The organism is Streptomyces sp. NPDC058773, assembly GCF_042746015.1.
Taxonomy (GTDB): Bacteria; Actinomycetota; Actinomycetes; order Streptomycetales; family Streptomycetaceae; genus Streptomyces.
In genome coordinates this window covers 82399-101288 of the sequence record NZ_JBHYPE010000008.1, presented here as the reverse complement: position 1 = coordinate 101288, position 18890 = coordinate 82399, and the positions used below count along the sequence as shown (strand labels likewise).

The following is an 18890-nucleotide window of genomic DNA, read 5'->3' as shown; positions in this document are numbered from 1 at the left end:
TGAGTCCGATGAGCCAGGCGGCTCAGAACCTGAACTGGTTGATCACCAACTTCGTGGACAACACCCCCGGGGTGTCCCACACGGTGGTGGTCTCCGCGGACGGTCTGCTGCTCGCCATGTCCGAGGGCTTCCCCCGCGACCGCGCCGACCAGTTGGCGGCGGTGGCCTCCGGCCTGACCTCGCTGACCTCCGGCGCGTCCCGCATCTTCCAGGGCGGGACCGTCAACCAGACCGTCGTGGAGATGGAGCGTGGCTTCCTCTTCATCATGTCCGTCTCCGACGGATCGTCGCTGGCCGTACTGGCGCACCCCGAGTGCGACATCGGCCTCGTCGGCTACGAAATGGCTCTGCTGGTCGACCGGGCAGGGACGGTGCTGACGCCGGACCTGCGCGCCGAACTGCAGGGCAGCCTGCTGAACTGACCGGCGTCCGCAGCGCCGTTCCGTTCCGCTCCCACCATCCATGTGCCGCACCCCCCACCGGCCCAACCCGACGACAGTCAGTTGTCCCGCCCGGAGGACCCATGACCCCGCCACCTGCCACTTCCGGCCCGTACGGCGCCTACAGCCAAGCGCCGTACGGGAGCGAAGGTGACCAGCCGCTGGTGCGCCCGTACGCCATGACCGGAGGCCGGACCCGGCCGCGCTACCAGCTCGCCATCGAGGCGCTGGTCAGCACGACCGCCGATCCGGCCCAGCTGCCCGGCCTGCTGCCCGAGCACCAGCGCATCTGCCACCTGTGCCGTGAGGTGAAGTCGGTCGCCGAGGTCTCCGCGCTGCTGCACATCCCGCTGGGTGTGGCGCGGATTCTGGTCGCGGACCTGGCCGAGGCCGGGATGGTGGCGATCCACCAGCCCGGCGGCAGCGGCGAGGCCGGCGGCACGCCGGACGTGACCTTGCTCGAGAGGGTGCTCAGTGGACTTCGCAAGCTCTGACAGCGGTTCGGACGGGAATCCGGCCCGCGCCACCACCTCCGCCAAGATCGTGGTGGCGGGGGGCTTCGGTGTGGGCAAGACGACGTTCGTCGGGGCCGTATCGGAGATCAACCCGCTGCGTACCGAGGCCGTGATGACCTCCGCCTCGGCGGGCGTCGACGACCTCAGCCACGTCCAGGACAAGACCACGACGACCGTGGCCATGGACTTCGGCCGGATCACCCTGGACCAGGACCTGATCCTGTACCTCTTCGGTACGCCGGGCCAGGACCGATTCTGGTTCATGTGGGACGACCTGGTCCGCGGCGCGATCGGCGCGGTGGTGCTGGTCGACACCCGGCGGCTGTCCGACTGCTTCCCCGCGGTCGACTACTTCGAGAACAGCGGCCTCCCGTTCGTCATCGCCCTCAACGGCTTCGAGGGGCACCAGCCCCACACGCCCGACGAGGTGCGTGAGGCGCTGCAGATCGGCCCGGGGACCCCGATCATCGCCACGGACGCCCGGCACCGCAACGAGGCCAAGAGCGCGCTCATCACGCTCGTGGAGCACGCCCTGATGGCCCGGCTGCAGTAGCCGCGGGGCCGGCCCGTCCCGCAGCGCGAGCGGGCCGTACAGCCGTTGTCAGGGGCGGGGGCCCGGGCCCCTGCCCCGGACCGGATTCCGGCATCCCTGAGTGGATCTGTGTCCTTCGACACGCCCACAATTTTGCTTCATAACGTTTCGACAGTGAATCAGTGGCCTTTCGACACCCCGCGCGCATGCCCGGCTTCGCTGCGCTCACAATTCTCCTGCATTTTGGCGCGGCTCGCCCTTAACGCCCCTTTTATCTGAGGCCCTTTCGGGCCCGCTCCGCCTTTGCCCAGTGTTTGGAACGCACCGCCCTGACGTGCTGAAATTCGCTGAACTCCGGAGTAGGAACGCCCAGAAGAAGCGGCACAGCAAGTCAGTGCCGGCGCCGAGAGGTTGTTGGTCGAGTGAGGCGAAGCAAGGCGAGCCCCGAGCCGCAGGAATCGCGGCGGGGTAACTTCACACCGCCGCCCAGAGGTGGCCTACCGGCTTCCGACGCGCCCGAAAATACGGTCGCGAAGCCTCCGGTCAGTGGTGGTAAGTACTCCCCGCGCAACTGGCGCGTGGCGACCCGCCTGAACGCCATTCTGCTGATCCCCGTACTGCTCGCCCTCGTATTCGGCGGTCTGCGCGTGGACAGTTCGTTCGCGACCTGGCAGGAAGCGCAGGACGCGGAGAACACCGCGAAGCTGGTGCGCGCCGCGCTTTCCTACAGCACCGCCCTGATCGATGAGCGGGACCGCACCGCGGCACCGCTGCTCAAGGGCAAGAAGGACGACCCGGCGGTGCAGCAGGCGCGCGACACCACCGACGCCGCGGCCGAGAAGTTCCACCGGGCCGCCGAGGCCATTCCGGACAAGCCGGGTCTCCAGCGCCGTCTCGCCTCGTTCGAGAAGGTCGAGCCCAAGCTCCAGCAGCTGCGTCAGGCCGCCTACACCTCCAAGCTGCACGGTGTGCAGACCGAAGAGGGCTATGTCGAGGTCCAGCACCCGCTGATGGAGTTCGCCAACGAACTCGGCCTGGGCACCGGCAACATCACCTCCTACGGCCGCACGGTCTACGCCATCGCACTGTCCAAGGCGGCGGAGTCGCTGGAACGCTCCATCGGCACCCACCTCCTGGTCGACCCGGCCTCCCCGCAGGGCGGCAAGGAACACAAGCTCCAGCTGACCGCCTTCGCTTCGTACCGCTACCTGGAGGGCATCGCCATCGGCGAGTACACCTCCGGCGGCACCCCCGAGGACGTCGAGCGCCTCAAGAAGGACGGCGCTGCGCTCAAGAAGGCCGCGCAGCAGAAGGTCGCGCAGGCGAAGGCGCAGGCGCAGGCCGCCGGCCGGCCGTTCCGCACCCCGCCGTCGATCGACCAGATGTCCGCCCTGATCGCCACCGGCGCGGCGCCGGAGTCGCTCGGTGCGCGCGGCATCACCTCCGACACCTACTTCGCCGCGGCGACCGGCAAGTTCGACATGTACCGGTCCATCGAGAAGGACCTGGCCGACAAGGCCGTGAACGAGGCCGCGGCGATCTCCGACGACGCCCGCCAGTCGACCTTCACCGACTCCGGCATCGTGCTCGCCGCGCTGATCATCGCCTTCGTCGTGGCCGGCATGATGGCCCGCCGGATGAGCCGCAACATGCGCCAGCTGCGCACCGCCGCCTTCGGCATCGCCGAGCAGCGGCTGCCGATGCTGGTCGACCAGCTCTCGCGGACGGACCCGGGCCGGGTCGACACCCGCGTCCAGCCGATCCCGATCGCCACCACCGACGAGATCGGCGAGGTCGCCCGCGCCTTCGACCAGGTGCACCGCGAGGCCGTCCGGCTCGCCGCCGAGCAGGCGCTGCTGCGGGGCAACGTCAACGCGATCTTCACCAACCTCTCCAGCCGCAACCAGGGTCTGATCGAGCGCCAGTTGGAGCTGATCACCGACCTGGAGAACAACGAGGCGGACCCGGACCAGCTGGAGAACCTCTTCCGGCTCGACCACCTCGCGACCCGTATGCGGCGCAACGGTGAGAACCTCCTCATCCTCGCGGGCGAGGAGCCCGGCCGCCGCTGGAACCAGCCGGTGCCGCTGGTCGACGTCCTGCGGGCGGCGATCAGTGAGGTCGAGTCCTACGAGCGCATCGACCTCACCGGGGTCCCCGAGAGCGAGATCCACGGCACCGCCGTGACCGACCTCGTGCACCTGCTGTCCGAGCTGCTGGAGAACGCCACCACGTTCTCCTCCCCGCAGACCAAGGTGCGGGTGGCCGCGACCCGGCTGCCCGACGGCCGGGTGATGATCGAGATCCACGACAAGGGCATCGGGCTCACCCCCGAGGACTTCGCGGACATCAACCACAAGCTGGCGAACCCGCCGAGCGTGGACGCCGCGATCTCCCAGCGCATGGGCCTGTTCGTGGTCGGCCGGCTGGCCGACCGGCACGGGATCCGGGTGCAGCTGCGCCCCTCCGGCGAGCAGGCGGGCACCACGTCGCTGGTCATGCTGCCCGAGGCGATCACCCACGGTGGTGGCGGCGAGCAGTTCGACGACGACTTCACGGTCTCCCGCATCGTGCCGGAGCACCAGCAGAGCGGCTACGAGGGACAGCAGCGCACCGCCGCGGAGCTGGGCTTCGACGACAGCCGTTACGGCCGGACGGACTCCGGTGACCTGGACATGGTGGGCCGCTCGCTGATCCGCGAGGAGCGCCGCGCGGCCCTGGAGGCCCAGGCGACCGGCGAGCCGGCTCCCGGCTACCCGCAGGACGAGCGTCCGCTCTTCCGTGACGAGGTGCCGTCCGGCGGCGCGTTCCAGGACCAGCAGGCCCAGGGATATGCGGAAGCCGATCAACCGCTCTACGACGACCGGTCGCACGGCGGCCAGGCGTTCGGCGGGCAGGGCTTCAGCGAGCCGGGTTTCGCCGAGACCACGGGCCGGCAGCCCTTCGTCTCCCATGAGACGGCACAGCCGGACGAATGGGCTGAACGTCCCGCGTTCGAGGGCTACTTCGGGACCGAAGCGGAATCTGACCGGAATGCAACTGCCGCTCCCGCTGGCGCCGCTGAGCGCGTACCATTCGAGCGTCCGGGCCCCACACCGAGCGACGCCCCCGCGCGGACGGACGCCGGCCTTCCGCGCCGCGGAGGCCGCGACCAGCAAGCACCGCAGGTGCAAGAGCAGCGGAGCGCGCCGGAGACCGGCCAGGACGGCTCCGACTGGCGCAGCTCCAACGACGAGCGCTGGGAGCGGGCGGGGGGACTACGCGAGCCGAAGGCAGGCGGAGTCACCTCCTCCGGCCTCCCCCGGCGGGTGCCCAAGGCCAACCTGGTCGAAGGTGCCGCGGAGCAGACCCCGCAGGGCGGCCCCCAGGTCTCCCGCGCCCCGGAGGACGTCCGCGGCAGGCTGAGTAACCTGCGCCGCGGCGTCCAGCAGGGACGCAACGTCGGCACGGACCCCTCCGGGGTCCCCCAGAATGACCAACAGGGCTTCGGCCCCGGCAGCACCTACGATCAGGAGCGTTAGTGTGAGCCCGATGAGCCAGGCGGCGCAGAATCTGAACTGGTTGATCACCAACTTCGTGGACAACACCCCCGGGGTGTCCCACACGGTCGTGGTCTCCGCAGACGGTCTCCTCCTCGCCATGTCCGAGGGCTTCCCTCGTGACAGAGCCGATCAGTTGGCGGCGGTGGCCTCCGGTCTGACGTCGCTGACCTCCGGCGCGTCCCGCATCTTCGAGGGCGGGAGCGTCAACCAGACCGTGGTGGAGATGGAGCGTGGTTTCCTCTTCATCATGTCCGTCTCCGACGGATCGTCGCTGGCCGTACTGGCGCACCCCGAGTGCGACATCGGCCTGGTCGGCTACGAGATGGCCCTGCTGGTCGACCGCGCGGGCACGGTACTGACGCCGGATCTGCGCGCCGAACTGCAGGGAAGTCTTCTCAACTAAAAGACAGGCAGTGCGTTTCCCGCCACCGGGCCTTAGGGTTCGGTGGCGCGACCGGCGTCAGACAGGCAAGTTGGAGGAGGAGACGTGGCAACGCCCCCGAGCGGATACCCGTATGGCTCCGGACAGCAGTCCGGACCTGTGGGCGAGACCCATAACAACCGCTTCAACTTCCCGTCTGCGCCGAGCCGCCGGCCGCAGCGGCCCCCGCAGCAGAACGGGCCGTACGACTCCCAGCCGTACGAGCCGTCGGTGTACGACCAGCCGCAGGCACCGCGCATCCAGCCGGTGCAGCCGCAGCGGCGCGCGCCCGAGCCCGCCCCCACCAGCGGGAACAACCCGCTGGTGCGGCCGTACGCCATGACCGGAGGCCGGACCCGGCCGCGCTACCAGCTCGCCATCGAGGCGCTGGTCAGCACGACCGCCGACCCCGCGAAGCTGCAGGGCCAGCTGCCGGAGCACCAGCGCATCTGCCACCTCTGCCGCGAGATCAAGTCAGTAGCCGAGATCTCCGCGCTTCTCTCCATCCCCCTCGGCGTCGCCCGGATCCTCGTCGCCGACCTGGCAGAGGCCGGACTCGTCGCCATCCATCAGCCCGGCGGGGACGAGACCGCCGGCGGACAGCCAGATGTGACACTGCTCGAAAGGGTGCTCAGTGGACTTCGCAAGCTCTAGCGGTGCAGCCCGCTCCACCACCTCCGCGAAAATCGTGGTGGCGGGCGGCTTCGGCGTGGGCAAGACCACGTTCGTCGGGGCCGTCTCAGAGATCAACCCGCTGCGCACCGAAGCCGTGATGACCTCCGCCTCGGCGGGCATCGACGACCTCACGCACGCGCCGGACAAGACGACCACGACCGTGGCCATGGACTTCGGCCGGATCACCCTGGACCAGGACCTGATCCTGTACCTCTTCGGTACGCCGGGCCAGGACCGATTCTGGTTCATGTGGGACGACCTGGTCCGCGGCGCGATCGGCGCGGTGGTGCTGGTCGACACCCGCCGTCTCGCCGACTGCTTCCCCGCGGTCGACTACTTCGAGAACAGCGGCCTCCCGTTCGTCATCGCCCTCAACGGCTTCGACGGACATCAGCCCTACACGCCCGACGAGGTGCGTGAGGCGCTGCAGATCGGCCCGGACGCGCCGATCATCACCACCGATGCGCGGCATCGCAGCGAGGCCAAGAGCGCGCTCATCACGCTCGTGGAGCACGCCCTGATGGCCCGGCTGCGCTAGTAGGACGCGTCCGGGCGCCCCGTGCCCGCACGCGCGCAACGACGAAAGGCCCCCACACCGGCTCGGTGCGGGGGCCTTCGTCGTGCCGTGGGCCCGTACACGCCGGTGTACGGGCCCCGTTCGGCGTCCGGGCGTCAGCGGCGCTCGGGGCACTGCTTCCAGGCGAAGTGGTACAGGGTGTTGATGCTGCCGTCGGTGGAGTCCATGGCCATGTAGCTGGTCGACTTGGGGTCCGCCCCCTTGGCGTCCACCCTCAGCTCGGTGTTGATGTTGAAGTAGCGCTCCTCGCCGCAGGGTGCGTACACCAGCGCGTCGATGTCGGTCTCGTCCGAGGTCTGCCAGTTGGTGTCGTAGGGACCGGTGAAGCTGTGGCTCTTACGGGCCGTCTGCTGCTGGCCCTGGAAGTAGTAGCCGGCCGACTCCAGCCCCTTGGCGCCCCGGGCCAGCGAGGCGTAACCACGGTAGTCGGCGCGGGCGATCGCGTAGGTGAAGCCCTGCGGGACATGGACGTTCAGCGCGATCTGGCAGTTCTTGCGGGAGTCGGTGGGTCTGCTGCCGTTGCCCGCCTGGGCGAGGTATTCGCTGTAGGTGACGGTGAACGCGGTGTTGTCGGGGGCGATGGCCACTGCGGCGCTGCCGGGTCTGCAGCCCGAACCGTTGACCGTGGCGACGGTAATGGTGATCTTGCCGGTCGGCGGGTCGTCGCCGAACCGGGCCGTGGTGGTGGGGGATGCCGATCCGGCGAGGAGCAACGATGCCACTGCGGCACCAGCACTGAGCGTGCTGAGCATGGGCCTTTCCTTCCGGTCGTCCTAGGCCCGCCGTGCGGGAACACCAGGAGAAGAAATGACGAGCGCATGCCAGCACGACTGCCGCCCCTTGCACAGCTCCGCTCCCCAGGATTGGGGCGAACCTACGCCTTGATCCGGACGCGCCCTGCCAAACCGGAACACCGGGTCCGAAAGGGGTTGTTGGTGGCTGGGCGGCGCAGACGCGAAGCACGCCCTCCCGGCCCCCGGGAACGCGACCAGGGGCCCCGCCGCAACGGCGGGGCCCCATAGTCGGAAACGGCGTGCGTCAGAGCGCTATCGCTGCCAGCTGGTCGCCCCGTGGAAGCCGATCTGGCGCTCCAGGCGGCGCCACCGGGCGGCGGTGGCGCGCGGGTGGGCGGGGGCGGCGGACGGCCGGTGGGCGGCGCGGGCCAGCAGGACGGCGGTCAGCGCAGCGAGCTCCTCCTCGCTGGCCTGTCCCTTCTCCACGCGGATGGCATCGGTGCGGTGGGCAGGATTCACGGTGTTTTCTCCGTCGTCGCGGTGGGCGTGGTGCCGGGTGCGGGTGCGGGATGCGGCTACTGGGGCGGGTTGCCGTGCTTGCGGGCCGGCAGGTCCGCGTGCTTGGTGCGCAGCATCTCCAGGGCGCGGATGAGCGTGTGGCGGGTCTCGGCGGGGTCGATCACGTCGTCGACCAGACCGCGCTCGGCCGCGTAATACGGGTGCATCAGCTCGGACTTGTACTCCTTGACCATGCGCACCCGCATGGCCTCGGAGTCGTCCGCCTCGGCGATCTGCTTGCGGAAGATGACGTTGGCCGCGCCCTCGGCGCCCATCACCGCGATCTCGTTGGTGGGCCAGGCGTACGTCAGGTCGGCGCCGATGGACTGCGAGTCCATGACGATGTAGGCGCCGCCGTAGGCCTTGCGCAGGACGAGCGAGATCCGCGGGACGGTCGCGTTGCAGTAGGCGTAGAGCAGCTTGGCGCCGTGCCGGATGATGCCGCCGTGCTCCTGGTCGACGCCGGGCAGGAAGCCGGGGACGTCGAGCAGGGTGACGATCGGGATGTTGAAGGCGTCGCACATCTGGACGAAGCGGGCGGCCTTCTCGGACGCCTCGATGTCCAGCACGCCGGCCAGCGACTGCGGCTGGTTGGCGATCAGGCCCACCACGCGGCCGTCGAGCCGGGACAGCGCACAGATGATGTTGGTCGCCCAGCGCTCGTGGACCTCCAGGAACTCGCCGTCGTCGACGATCTCCTCGATGACCTTGCGCATGTCGTACGGGCGGTTGCCGTCGGCCGGGACCAGGTCCAGCAGCGCGTCACCGGAACGGTCGGCGGGGTCCTCGCAGGGCACCGCCGGCGGGTTCTCCCGGTTGTTGGCCGGCAGGAGGGAGAGGAGGTAGCGGACCTCCTCCAGGCAGGTGGCCTCGTCGTCGTAGGCGAAGTGGCACACGCCGGACGTCTCGGCGTGCACATCCGCGCCGCCCAGGCCGTTCTGGGTGATCTCCTCGCCGGTCACCGCGCGCACCACGTCGGGGCCGGTGATGAACATCTGCGAGGTCTCGCGGACCATGAAGACGAAGTCGGTCAGGGCCGGGGAGTACGCCGCGCCGCCGGCGCAGGGGCCGAGCATCACCGAGATCTGCGGGATGACCCCGCTCGCCTTGGTGTTGCGCTGGAAGATGCCGCCGTAGCCGGCGAGCGCGGAGACGCCCTCCTGGATACGGGCGCCGGCGCCGTCGTTCAGCGACACCAGCGGCGCACCGGCCTGGATGGCCATGTCCATGATCTTGTGGATCTTGGTGGCGTGGGCCTCGCCCAGCGCGCCGCCGAAGATCCGGAAGTCGTGCGCATAGGTGAAGACGGTCCGGCCGTGGACGGTGCCCCAGCCGGTGATCACGCCGTCGGTGTAGGGCTTCTTGGCCTCCAGGCCGAAGCCCGTCGCCCGGTGCCGCCGCAGCGGCTCGACCTCGTTGAACGAACCCTCGTCCAGCAGCAGCTCGATCCGCTCGCGGGCGGTCAGCTTGCCCTTGGCGCGCTGCGCTTCCGTGGCGCGCTCGCTGGGGCCCCGCCGGACCTGCTCGCGGATGGCGTGCAACTCGGCGACGCGCCCGCGGGCGTCGTTGGCGCCGGCGGGCAGATCTTCGACAGTGGTCATGCATCGACGGTACGTGCGGGGAGCGCCGCGCACCGATGTCGGTTTCGTACAACGTCGCATGCGATTTGGTGGGCAGGCAGTACAGAACCGTGCTGTACGCGCCCCGCGTCCCGGCGTCCGTTCGGGTGGCGGGCTCCCGAGGCGTCTGTATGGCCTCGACAAAGAGCGGCGGAGCGATGTTGTCGTGACCGGTTGGTCGGACGGGCCGGTTCCGGTCAGCCCGGCCGCACCGTGCAGCTGTGGGTGGCGCAGCTCGTGCCGGGGGTCAGACGCAGTCGCAGGGACCGCCCCGTGGCCAGCACCTCGATCGCCGGGTCGTGGGAGAGGACCTCGCGGACCGGCCGCGACCAGGTGATCTCAAGTGTCTCACCGGTCCGCTCGGGGGCGGCCAGGGACAGCCGCACCGTGCGCGGGCGGTGGGCCGTCCGGTCGCCCGGCCGCTCGCGGACCAGCACGCTCGCCGGGCCGCTGCTCGTGAGCGGCCCCGCGCCGCCCGCCCGCCAGAAGTTGGCGGCCGTTACGCCGAGCGGGTCGACGGCGATCGCCTGCCGGTCCGCGTCGTTGGCGAGCACCGTCAGCCAGTGCCGGTCGGCGGCGCGGGCCGCGAGGGTGCTCGGGGTGGCGCCCGGCATCAGGAGGTAGGCGTAGCCGGCGTCGGTGGGGTCGGTGCCGTGGTCGTGCCAGAGGGTGAGGTAGCGGCGGGTGAACGGCTCCGGGGAGGAGGTGCTGTTGATGTCGCACCAGGCGCCGGTGCGGGCCTCGCGCAGCGCCTTGAGGGGCGCACCGCCCGGGAAGACGTAGCCGCCGTGTCCGGCGAGATGGGCCCAGTGGACGCGGCGGAAGGCGGTGGTCGCGCCGAGCGTGCCGGGCTGCGGCACGCCGTCGACGGTGAGCTCCGCCGTACCGGACTCCCCCAGGCAGCGGTTGTCGACGACGGTCTCGGCGGGCACCCCGTCGCGGGCGGTGATGCCGGCGCCCAGGCAGACCAGGCAGTCCGCGAGCGCGAACCAGGATTTCCGGGCGGTGAGGGTCGAGGCCAGACCGCGCAGGTCCTGGCCGATCGCGGCGAAGGTGCCGTCGGTGGTGCCGCCGACCCAGCGCGTGGCGGGCTTGGGCTCGCCCCAGCCGCCGCCCTCGTTGTCCGCGAGCCGCTTGGCGGACACGGTCGTGCCGGGCAGCCGGTAGGGGTCGACGGTGGGCCAGAAAGCGTCGGTGTACTGGTCGCCCGCGAAGTCGGCGCCCCACCAATAGAGCATCCCGGCGCCGGTGTGCCAGCCGCGCGGGTTCTCGCCGTTGCCGTTCTCGTAGTACGCGATGCGGTCGGAGGCCATGGCCAGGCCGGCGGCCCAGCCGGGGCGGCGGTGCACGGCGCGGTCCATGGCGGGGAACAGCCGGTGGCCGACGGGTTCGGGGGCGGCGGCCGTGCCGCTCCCGGCGATCCGGGCGAGCCGGGCGAGGTCGGCGACGCCGTACTGCCGGTCGGTGAGGACCGGCAGCGTACGGTCCCGCTCGGTCCAGCCCTTGATCATGGCGTGCCAGCGCTCCCGCTCCGCGTCGCTCGCGCTCCCGGCGAGCAGCGCGACCGCGGCGATCAGCGCATGACCGTGGTAGTGGTCGCTGCGCAGCACCTGCCGTTCGTCGCTGCGGAGGTAACCGCGGCTGACGGCGCGGCCGTTGACGCTGTCCATCATCAGTCCGTTGTGCAGCAGCGGGGCGTAGGCCCGCTCCACGCTGTCGAAGATGATCTGCCGGGCCGGGTCGGTGATCTGCCAGGACGAGCCGCCGAGCAGGCTGAACAGCCGGCCGAGGCCGTCGAGCAGGACGGCGCCGTAGGTGCCGGAGTAGGCGACCCAGGTGTGCTGGACGAAGGAGCCGTCGGCATAGAGCCCGTCACCCTTGGTGACGTACGGGAAGACCGGTGAGAGGGCGTCGCGGGCCAGCGCGATCTTGTCGGGGGCGCGCCCGAGGAGGCCGCGCAGCGCGACCACCCGGCAGAGGTCGACGCGGTTGGCGCCGGTGCTGGTCCCGCTGTAGTCGCCGAGCATGCCGTCCGGCACGAAGTGGTCGACGGCGGCCAGACAGCGGCAGCGCAGGGCGTCGCCGAGGCCGCCGGGCAGCCGCTCGTCGAGGATCGCGACGGTGTCGAGGAGGAGCCTGGGGCTGCCGATCTGCCAGTCCCACCAGTTTCCGTAGCGGGTGGTGGCGGTGTTGTAGACGGTGGCGTCGAGGTGGCCGAGGCCGGTGAGCAGAGCCTCGGCGAGGGCGGGGTCGCCGGTGCGGCCGGTGCCGGGCTGGGCATAGGCCTGGGCCATGGTCTGCAGCCGGCCGTAGCTCCGGGTGATGCCGGAGGGCGGGTCGTAGCGGCAGTCGGGCCAGAGGGAACCGGCGGCCGGGCGCATGCCCGCCTGGAAGGTGCTCGCCAGCGCGCCGGTCTCCTGGAGGGCGGCGGCGTACGGCGGAGCGGTGGGGTCGAAGCCGGTACCCAGGGTGAGTGCGCACCAGCGGGAGCGGAGGGCGGTGAACTCATCCGGTGCCGCGGCGGAACCGTGCGCGGAGCCGGCGCCGAGGCCGAGCGCGCCGGCGGTGGAAGCGGCGAGAAATCCTCTGCGTGACCAGGCGGGCAGGCCGGGAACGGGTGGCACGGTCGGTCCTCTCCAGGGCGTCAACTGGGGGATGGCGCTGTGCACTTGGGATGTCCCGATGGTCTAGCACGGGCCGCCGCCGGGCGGCAATGACCGCGCCGGAACGCCGGCCGCCCACCCGTCCGGACGAGACCGTGCGCGCCCGATCGGCGGAGAGCGTGCACGCCCGGCCGAGCAAGAGGTTGAATATTGAACCAGATCGGGTTACGGTGCATCTCGTTGAACCTTAAACAACCTCTGCACACCGCGTGCCCCGTCTTCGAGGAGGAGCCATGGCTCTGTTCCACCGCAAGCGCACCGCCGACACCGCCACCCCCGCCGACACCGCCACCGCTGCCGTCCTCCCGGCGGACCCCGCGCTGGAGGCGCTGACCGGCGACTACACCATCGACCCGGCCCACAGCAGCATCGGCTTCACCGTCCGGCACGCCATGGTCACCAACGTCCGCGGCGCCTTCGGCGACTACGCGGGCACGCTCCACCTCGACGGCGCCGAGCCGTCCCGCTCCACCGCGTCCCTGGACGTCAAGATCGCCAGCATCGACACCGGTATCGCGGACCGCGACGGCCATCTGCGCAGCGCCGACTTCTTCGACGCCGAGGCCTTCCCGCTGATGACCTTCCGCAGCACCGCCGCCGAGCGGGTGGACGGCGACCGCTACCGCATCACCGGCGACCTGACCCTCCGGGACGTCACCAAGCCGCTCACCATCGACCTGGAGTTCCACGGCGCGGCCACCGATGTCTACGGCGCCGAGCGGGTCGGCTTCGAGGGCAGCGCCGAGATCCTGCGCTCCGACTGGGGCCTGACCTGGAACGCCGCGCTGGAGACCGGCGGTGTGATGGTCAGCGACAAGGTCAAGCTCACCTTCGACATCTCGGCGGTCAAGGCGGCCCCGCAGGTCTGATCACCGAGCGCCGACCGCACCGCGGCCCCGCGCCGGCCCCTCCCCCGAGGGCCGTGCGGGGCCGCGGCCGCGTCTTCCGGGCACTCAGTCCTGCGGCTCGACCCCGGCCCGCAGGAGCCCGTACGCATAGGCGTCGTAGAGCGCCTGCCAGGACGCGGCGATCACGTTCTCCGCGACGCCGACCGTGGACCACTCGCCGCGGCCGTCGCCGGTGGAGACCAGGACCCGGGTGATCGAGCCGGTGCCCTGGTCGCCCTCCAGGATGCGGACCTTGTAGTCCACCAGCTCCATCTGGGCCAGCTGCGGATAGATCCGCTCCAGCCCGACCCGCAGCGCCCGGTCGAGCGCGTTGACCGGACCGTTGCCCTCGGCGGTGGCGACGATCCGCTCCCCCTTGGCCCACAGCTTCACGGTCGCCTCGTTGGCGTGGCTGCCGTCCGGGCGGTCCTCGACGATGGCCCGCCAGGACTCCACGGTGAAGTAGCGCACCGGCCTGCCCTGCACCTCTTCGCGCAGCAGCAGTTCGAACGAGGCGTCCGCGGCCTCGTAGGTGTAGCCCGCGAGTTCGCGCTCCTTGACCCGCTCGACGACCCGGCCGACCAGCTCGCGGTCGCCGCCCAGATCGATGCCCAGCTCCTTGCCCTTGAGCTCGATGGACGCCCGGCCGGCCATGTCGGAGACCAGCATCCGCATGGTGTTGCCGACCAGCTCCGGGTCGATGTGCTGGTAGAGGTCCGGGTCGACCTTGATCGCGGAGGCGTGCAGTCCGGCCTTGTGGGCGAAGGCGGAGACCCCGACGTAGGGCTGGTGGGTGGAGGGGGTGAGGTTGACGACCTCGGCGATGGCGTGCGAGATCCGGGTGGTCTCGGCGAGCCGGCCGGCGGGCAGCACCCGGCGTCCGTATTTGAGCTCCAGGGCGGCGACGACCGGGAAGAGGTTGGAGTTGCCGACCCGCTCGCCGTAGCCGTTGGCGGTGCACTGGACATGGGTGGCGCCCGCGTCCACCGCCGCCAGGGTGTTGGCCACCGCACAGCCGGTGTCGTCCTGGGCGTGGATGCCCAGCCGCGCGCCGGTGTCCGCGAGGACGGTCCGTACGACGGCGGTGACCTGCGCCGGGAGCATCCCGCCGTTGGTGTCGCAGAGCACCACGACATCCGCGCCGGCCCCGCTCGCGGTACGGACGACCTGCTTGGCGTAGACCGGGTCCAGGGCGTAGCCGTCGAAGAAGTGCTCACAGTCGAGGAAGACCCGGCGGCCCTGCGCGCGCAGGTGGGCGACGGTGTCCCGGACCATCGCGAGGTTCTCCTCGGGGGTGGTGCGCAGCGCCAGCTCCACATGCCCGACATGGGACTTGGCGACCAGCGTGATCACCGGGGCCCCGGAATCCAGGAGCGCGGCGACCTGCGGATCGTCCTCGACGCGCACCCCGGCCTTGCGGGTGGCGCCGAACGCGACCAGCTTGGCGTGCCGGAAGTCGATCTCCTCGCGGGCCCGCTGGAAGAACTCGGTGTCCCGCGGGTTGGCGCCCGGCCAGCCGCCCTCGATGAAGCCCACCCCGAAGTCGTCGAGGTGCCGGGCGATGGTCAGCTTGTCGGCGACCGTGAGGTTGATGCCCTCGCGCTGGGCACCGTCGCGGAGCGTGGTGTCGAAGACGTGGAAGTCGTCGGACACCGCGTCGGCGGGCGGCGGGGCGGGTTCGAGTGCGTCCGTCATGCTGGTGTGGCTCCTGTCGGGGTCTCGGTCTACCGGAATAACCGGTTCCACCGTCCCTCCATGTTCCCTCGCGCTCCGCCTCCGGTGAGATGTGGGCCGGAAACGAAAAAACCCCTCGCGGGTGCGAGAGGTCTGCGCGCGGGTCTGGGACGACGGTGGCCACGCCGTACTCGGGTCGTACGGGGCGGTCACTGCGGACCGGCGCGCCTGCTGCCAATAATCATGGCGAACGAGAGCACGGGGGCAGTCTGGCACACGACCGCCCCCGGCTCCCGGACCATCTCAGGATGCGAGCACGGCGTCCTTCTCCCGCTCCGTGCCGCCGACCCGGTTCAGGTCGATGTCACGGGTCTCGCGCATGGTCAGGTAGACGATCAGCGAGACGGCCGCACAACCGGCCACGTACCAGGGGAAGGCCGACTCCATACCGGACTGCTTCAGCCACAGCGCCAGCGGCTCGGCGGTACCGCCGAAAAGCGCGTTGGCGATGGCGTACGGGAAGGCGACACCGAGTGCCCGGACGCCCGTGGGGAACAGCTCAGCCTTCACACAGGCGTTGATCGAGGTGTAACCAGTGATGATCACCAGGGCGAGCAGGGCGAGGCCGAAGGCCGGCCAGAAGCTGGTGGCGTGCTTGAGCAGCAACATGATCGGCACGGTGAGGAAGGTGCCGCCGAGCGCGAAGGTGATCAGCAGCGGGCGCCGGCCGATCCGGTCCGAGAGCGCCCCGGCGAGCGGCTGGAGGCACATGAACACGAACAGCGCGCAGAAGCTGACCAGCGTCGCGGTCTGCTTGGGCAGGCCCACGGTCCCCGAAAGGTACTTGGTCAGATAGGTCGTGTACGTGTAGTAGGCGACGGTGCCGCCCATGGTCAGGGCGATGACCAGGAACGCCTCGCGCTTGTGCTGCCACAGCGCCTTGAGGGTGCCGCGCCCTGCCGCTTCCCGGCCCGCGTCACCGCCGACCGTCTCGCCCGCCTCGTTGAAGACCTCGGTCTCCAGCATGTTCCGTCGCAGATAGAAGACGACGGCCGCGCCCAGCGCACCGAGGATGAACGGGATGCGCCAGCCCCAGCTGTGCAGCGCGCTGTCCGACAGGGTGTTCTGAAGGACGATCTGCAGCGCCAGCCCGATCAGCTGGCCCGCGGTCATGGACACATACTGAAAGCTGGAGGCGAAGCCGCGCTTGCCCGGTGCGGACGCCTCGGTGAGATAGGTCGCGCTCGCCGCGTACTCACCGCCGACGGACAGGCCCTGAAGGAGCCGCGCGATCAGCAGGACCGCCACCCCGCCGTAACCTGCGACCGCATAGGTCGGTGCGACAGCGATGAGAATCGCGGACGCGGACATCAGGGTGACGGTGAGCGTCAGTGCCGCCTTCCGTCCGCGCCGGTCACCGACCCGGCCCAGCAGCCAGCCACCGATGGGGCGCATGATGAAGCCAACGGCGAAGATCGCCATGGTGTTGAACAACTGCGCGGTGATATTCCCTTCAGGGAAGAAGGAACCTGCGAAGTACACCGCGAAGCTGGAATAAACGAACCAGTCGAACCACTCGACCATGTTGCCGGCCGAACCCACCCAGATCTTGCGCCAGTTGGCCCTGCTAGCTCTTGCATCCGTCTCATCCGGGCTCTGTGCCACGCCAGCCTCCTCGTGTCCGTGGCCGATCGGCCGACCAGCGGTTACGCTCGCCGATCCGGACGATGACTGACAAGAGGACGACGGGCAACGATCGGGCGTACTTACGTGCGTTGCGTACACTGCCGGCGAATCACGGAAAGGGGCGGGCGTGGCCCCGGGGACCACGCCCGCCCCTTCCTGCGTAACGGAGATCAGGGCTTGCAGTGCCCGATGTACTTGGCGCCACGCACCTTCGTCGGGAGCGGTGCGACGGTGCCCAGGAACTCGTCCTTGCCCGGCGCGATGCACCATGTCAGGTCCGGCGCCATGATGTGGTCCACGGTCACCTTGTGCCCGTACTTCTTCGAGCAGTTGTGGTAGTAGAGCCCGGCGCTCCCGCCGGTGTGCACCCCGCACTTGGTCATCTTGACCGAGACCTTGGCCGCGGCCGGGGTCGCGGCGTTCGCCGCGGGCACGGCCAGGCCCAGCAGGGTGGTGGCGCTCAGTACGGCCAGGGCCGCGAGCGGGGCCCTCTTGCGTGAGATCACGTCTGTTCCCCTCGTGTGGACATGCGCGTGGAACACGCGCATCGAACCGGCGCGTGCGGTGGTCGTTCGGTCGAGCACGCGCATCCGGCGACGCTAGGGGATGAAGATCACGGCTTCAAGGGTGGTGCCGTACCGGGCGTCAGCGACTCGTCCAGGAATTCCCTTACGTGGCCGCGTACTTCTTCGCGGTCCGTGCCCGGGAGGCCGACGACGAGCTGGGAGCCGAAGCCGTCGAGGAGGGCGCGGGTGCGGGTGGCGAGGCGTTCGGCGTCGACGGGGCGGAATTCGCCCTTGGAGACGCCCTCGACGAGCAGGGCCACCAGGTCGCGGTGCCAGGCCAGTTCCAGTTCCAGCTGGCGTTCGCGGGTCTCGTCGTCGGCGTTCTGGGAGCGGTTCCAGACCTCCAGCCACAGGGTCCAGCGCGGGTCGCGGTGGCCTTCGGGGAGGTAGAGGTCGACCAGGGCGTCCAGCCGTTCGCGGGCCGGGACGCGGCGGGAGAGGGCGGCCCGGCGTTCGGCGCCGAGCTGCTCCTCGCTCCACTGGAGGGTCTGGAGCAGCAGCTCGTCCTTCGTACCGAAGTAGTAGAGGATGTGGCCGCTGCTCATGCCGACCTCACGGCCCAGGCCGGCCATGGTCAGCCGGTCCAGGCCCTCCGCGGCGATGGTGGCCATCGCCGCGGCCAGGACCTGCTCGCGGGGCTGGTTGAGCCGGCGCCGGGGACGGCGCGCGGGACCGGGCACGGGGACCTCCGGGGTCGGCTGGGCGGGTCTGCGGATCAGACCTTCGGCTGCTGCTGGGTGATGCAGTGGATACCGCCACCCGCTGCGAAGATCGTACGGGCGTCGACGAGGGTCACCGTCCGGCCGGGGAAGAGCCGGCGGAAGAGCGCGGCCGCCTCCTCGTCGCGCGGGTCGTCGAAGGCGCACAGCACCACGCCATCGTTGCAGAGGTAGTGGTTGATGTAGGAGTAGTCGACCAGCTGACCGTCCTCCTCGGTGACGGTCGGGGCGGGCACCTCGATGACCTCCAGCTGCCGGCCCCTGGCGTCGGTGGCCGAGCTCAGCAGCTTGACGATCTCGTTGCAGATCGCGTGGTCGGGGTGGCCGGGGTCGGGCTGGGTGTGCACGAGCACGGTGCCGGGGCGGGCGAAGGCGGCGACGATGTCGACATGGCCGCGGGTGCCGAACTGCCCGTAGTCGGCGGCCAGGCCGCGCGGCAGCCAGATCGCCTTGGTGGTGCCGAGGTGGGCGTGGATCTCCGCCTCGACCTCCTCCCGGGTGCGGCCGGGGTTGCGGCCCGGGTCGAGCTGGACGGTCTCGGTGAGCAGGACGGTGCCCTCGCCGTCGATGTGGAGGCCGCCACCCTCGTTGACCAGGGAGGTGGCGTAGCGGCGGGCGCCGGACAGCGCGCAGACCTGCTCGGCGATCTTCTCGTCGAGGTCCCAGCGGGCCCATTCCTGGGCGCCCCAGCCGTTGAACACCCAGTCGGCGGCCGCGAGTCGGCCGGTGCCGTCGGTGAGGAAGGTGGGGCCGATGTCGCGCATCCAGGCGTCGTTCAGCGGGCGTTCGACGAGGCCGATGTCCGTGCCGAGGAGTGCGCGGGCGCCCTCCGACTGGCCGGTGCCGACCACGACGGTGACCGGCTCGAAGCGGCGGACCGCGAGGGCGACGGCCGCCCACGCGCGGCGGGCCTCGGCCAGCGTCGCGCCGCCCTCCTCGCCGAAGGTGAAACCGGGGCAGGGCCAGGCCATCCAGGTGCGCTCGTGCCGGGCCCACTCCGGGGGCATACGGAAACCGGCGGCGACAGGGGTGTTCATGCGGGTCCTCGGGGTCTGTAGCGGTGTTACAGGCGGGGGTGGGCG

The 18890-nt window shown here is 70.6% G+C and carries 17 protein-coding genes; 8 read left to right on the top strand and 9 right to left on the bottom strand.

The genetic code is table 11. From position 1 onward, the window contains the following. Window positions 1–8: 8 nt before the first annotated feature. From ACFW5B_RS09915 to ACFW5B_RS09885, 7 genes are all read left to right on the top strand, one after another. Entirely contained in the window at window positions 9–422 is a 414-nt protein-coding gene (locus ACFW5B_RS09915) for a roadblock/LC7 domain-containing protein (protein ID WP_386436319.1), read from the top strand. A 101-nt stretch (window positions 423–523) separates the two neighbouring features. After that, entirely contained in the window at window positions 524–934 is a 411-nt protein-coding gene (locus tag ACFW5B_RS09910; protein ID WP_030416114.1) for a DUF742 domain-containing protein, read from the top strand. Continuing rightward, window positions 915–1508, top strand: coding sequence for an ATP/GTP-binding protein (locus ACFW5B_RS09905; RefSeq protein ID WP_386436000.1), 594 nt, complete (start codon window positions 915–917; stop codon window positions 1506–1508). Before ACFW5B_RS09910 ends, ACFW5B_RS09905 begins: the two co-directional genes overlap by 20 nt. Before the next feature lie 401 nt (window positions 1509–1909). Continuing rightward, a complete protein-coding gene (locus ACFW5B_RS09900; protein ID WP_386435998.1) occupies window positions 1910–5008 on the top strand; it encodes a nitrate- and nitrite sensing domain-containing protein in 3099 nt (1032 codons plus the stop codon). 10 nt (window positions 5009–5018) lie between these two features. Then, entirely contained in the window at window positions 5019–5432 is a 414-nt protein-coding gene (locus ACFW5B_RS09895) for a roadblock/LC7 domain-containing protein (protein ID WP_018087204.1), read from the top strand. Window positions 5433–5516: 84 nt separating this feature from the next. Continuing rightward, on the top strand, window positions 5517–6104 hold the full coding sequence (locus ACFW5B_RS09890) for a DUF742 domain-containing protein (protein WP_386435996.1): 588 nt from the start codon (window positions 5517–5519) through the stop codon (window positions 6102–6104). Continuing rightward, the gene (locus ACFW5B_RS09885) at window positions 6085–6663 is read left to right on the top strand and encodes an ATP/GTP-binding protein (RefSeq protein ID WP_073447656.1); all 579 of its coding nucleotides are present in this window, start codon (window positions 6085–6087) and stop codon (window positions 6661–6663) included. Before ACFW5B_RS09890 ends, ACFW5B_RS09885 begins: the two co-directional genes overlap by 20 nt. A 134-nt stretch (window positions 6664–6797) precedes the next feature. On the opposite strand, the gene ACFW5B_RS09880 is transcribed toward ACFW5B_RS09885, so the two are convergent. From ACFW5B_RS09880 to ACFW5B_RS09865, 4 genes are all read right to left on the bottom strand, one after another. Further along, on the bottom strand, window positions 6798–7454 hold the full coding sequence (locus ACFW5B_RS09880) for a DUF4360 domain-containing protein (RefSeq protein WP_386435991.1): 657 nt from the start codon (window positions 7452–7454) through the stop codon (window positions 6798–6800). 294 nt (window positions 7455–7748) lie between these two features. Then, entirely contained in the window at window positions 7749–7955 is a 207-nt protein-coding gene (locus tag ACFW5B_RS09875; protein WP_386435988.1) for an acyl-CoA carboxylase epsilon subunit, read from the bottom strand. 56 nt (window positions 7956–8011) lie between these two features. Beyond that, window positions 8012–9595 carry an acyl-CoA carboxylase subunit beta gene (locus ACFW5B_RS09870; protein WP_386435985.1) on the bottom strand — a complete coding sequence of 528 codons (1584 nt, stop codon included), beginning with the start codon at window positions 9593–9595 and terminating at the stop codon, window positions 8012–8014. A 215-nt stretch (window positions 9596–9810) separates the two neighbouring features. After that, window positions 9811–12237 carry a polysaccharide lyase 8 family protein gene (locus ACFW5B_RS09865; protein WP_386435982.1) on the bottom strand — a complete coding sequence of 809 codons (2427 nt, stop codon included), beginning with the start codon at window positions 12235–12237 and terminating at the stop codon, window positions 9811–9813. Window positions 12238–12509: 272 nt separating this feature from the next. On the opposite strand from ACFW5B_RS09865, the gene ACFW5B_RS09860 reads away from it, so the two are divergent. Next, window positions 12510–13145 carry a YceI family protein gene (locus ACFW5B_RS09860; protein WP_386435980.1) on the top strand — a complete coding sequence of 212 codons (636 nt, stop codon included), beginning with the start codon at window positions 12510–12512 and terminating at the stop codon, window positions 13143–13145. A gap of 84 nt (window positions 13146–13229) precedes the next feature. Here ACFW5B_RS09860 and cimA read toward each other — a convergent pair whose 3' ends face one another. The 5 genes from cimA to ACFW5B_RS09835 all read right to left on the bottom strand — a co-directional run bounded on the left by cimA (window position 13230) and on the right by ACFW5B_RS09835 (window position 18845). Next, window positions 13230–14858, bottom strand: a complete 1629-nt coding sequence (cimA, locus tag ACFW5B_RS09855; RefSeq protein WP_386435977.1) for a citramalate synthase — start codon at window positions 14856–14858, stop codon at window positions 13230–13232. A gap of 282 nt (window positions 14859–15140) precedes the next feature. Beyond that, on the bottom strand, window positions 15141–16421 hold the full coding sequence (locus tag ACFW5B_RS09850) for an MFS transporter (protein WP_386436314.1): 1281 nt from the start codon (window positions 16419–16421) through the stop codon (window positions 15141–15143). 272 nt (window positions 16422–16693) lie between these two features. Beyond that, window positions 16694–17029, bottom strand: a complete 336-nt coding sequence (locus ACFW5B_RS09845) for a hypothetical protein (RefSeq protein ID WP_386435974.1) — start codon at window positions 17027–17029, stop codon at window positions 16694–16696. A 107-nt stretch (window positions 17030–17136) separates the two neighbouring features. Further along, window positions 17137–17769: a TetR/AcrR family transcriptional regulator gene (locus tag ACFW5B_RS09840; RefSeq protein WP_386435971.1), complete on the bottom strand. Its 633-nt coding sequence runs from the start codon at window positions 17767–17769 to the stop codon at window positions 17137–17139. 35 nt (window positions 17770–17804) lie between these two features. Beyond that, entirely contained in the window at window positions 17805–18845 is a 1041-nt protein-coding gene (locus tag ACFW5B_RS09835; protein ID WP_386435969.1) for an agmatine/peptidylarginine deiminase, read from the bottom strand. Window positions 18846–18890: the final 45 nt, after the last annotated feature.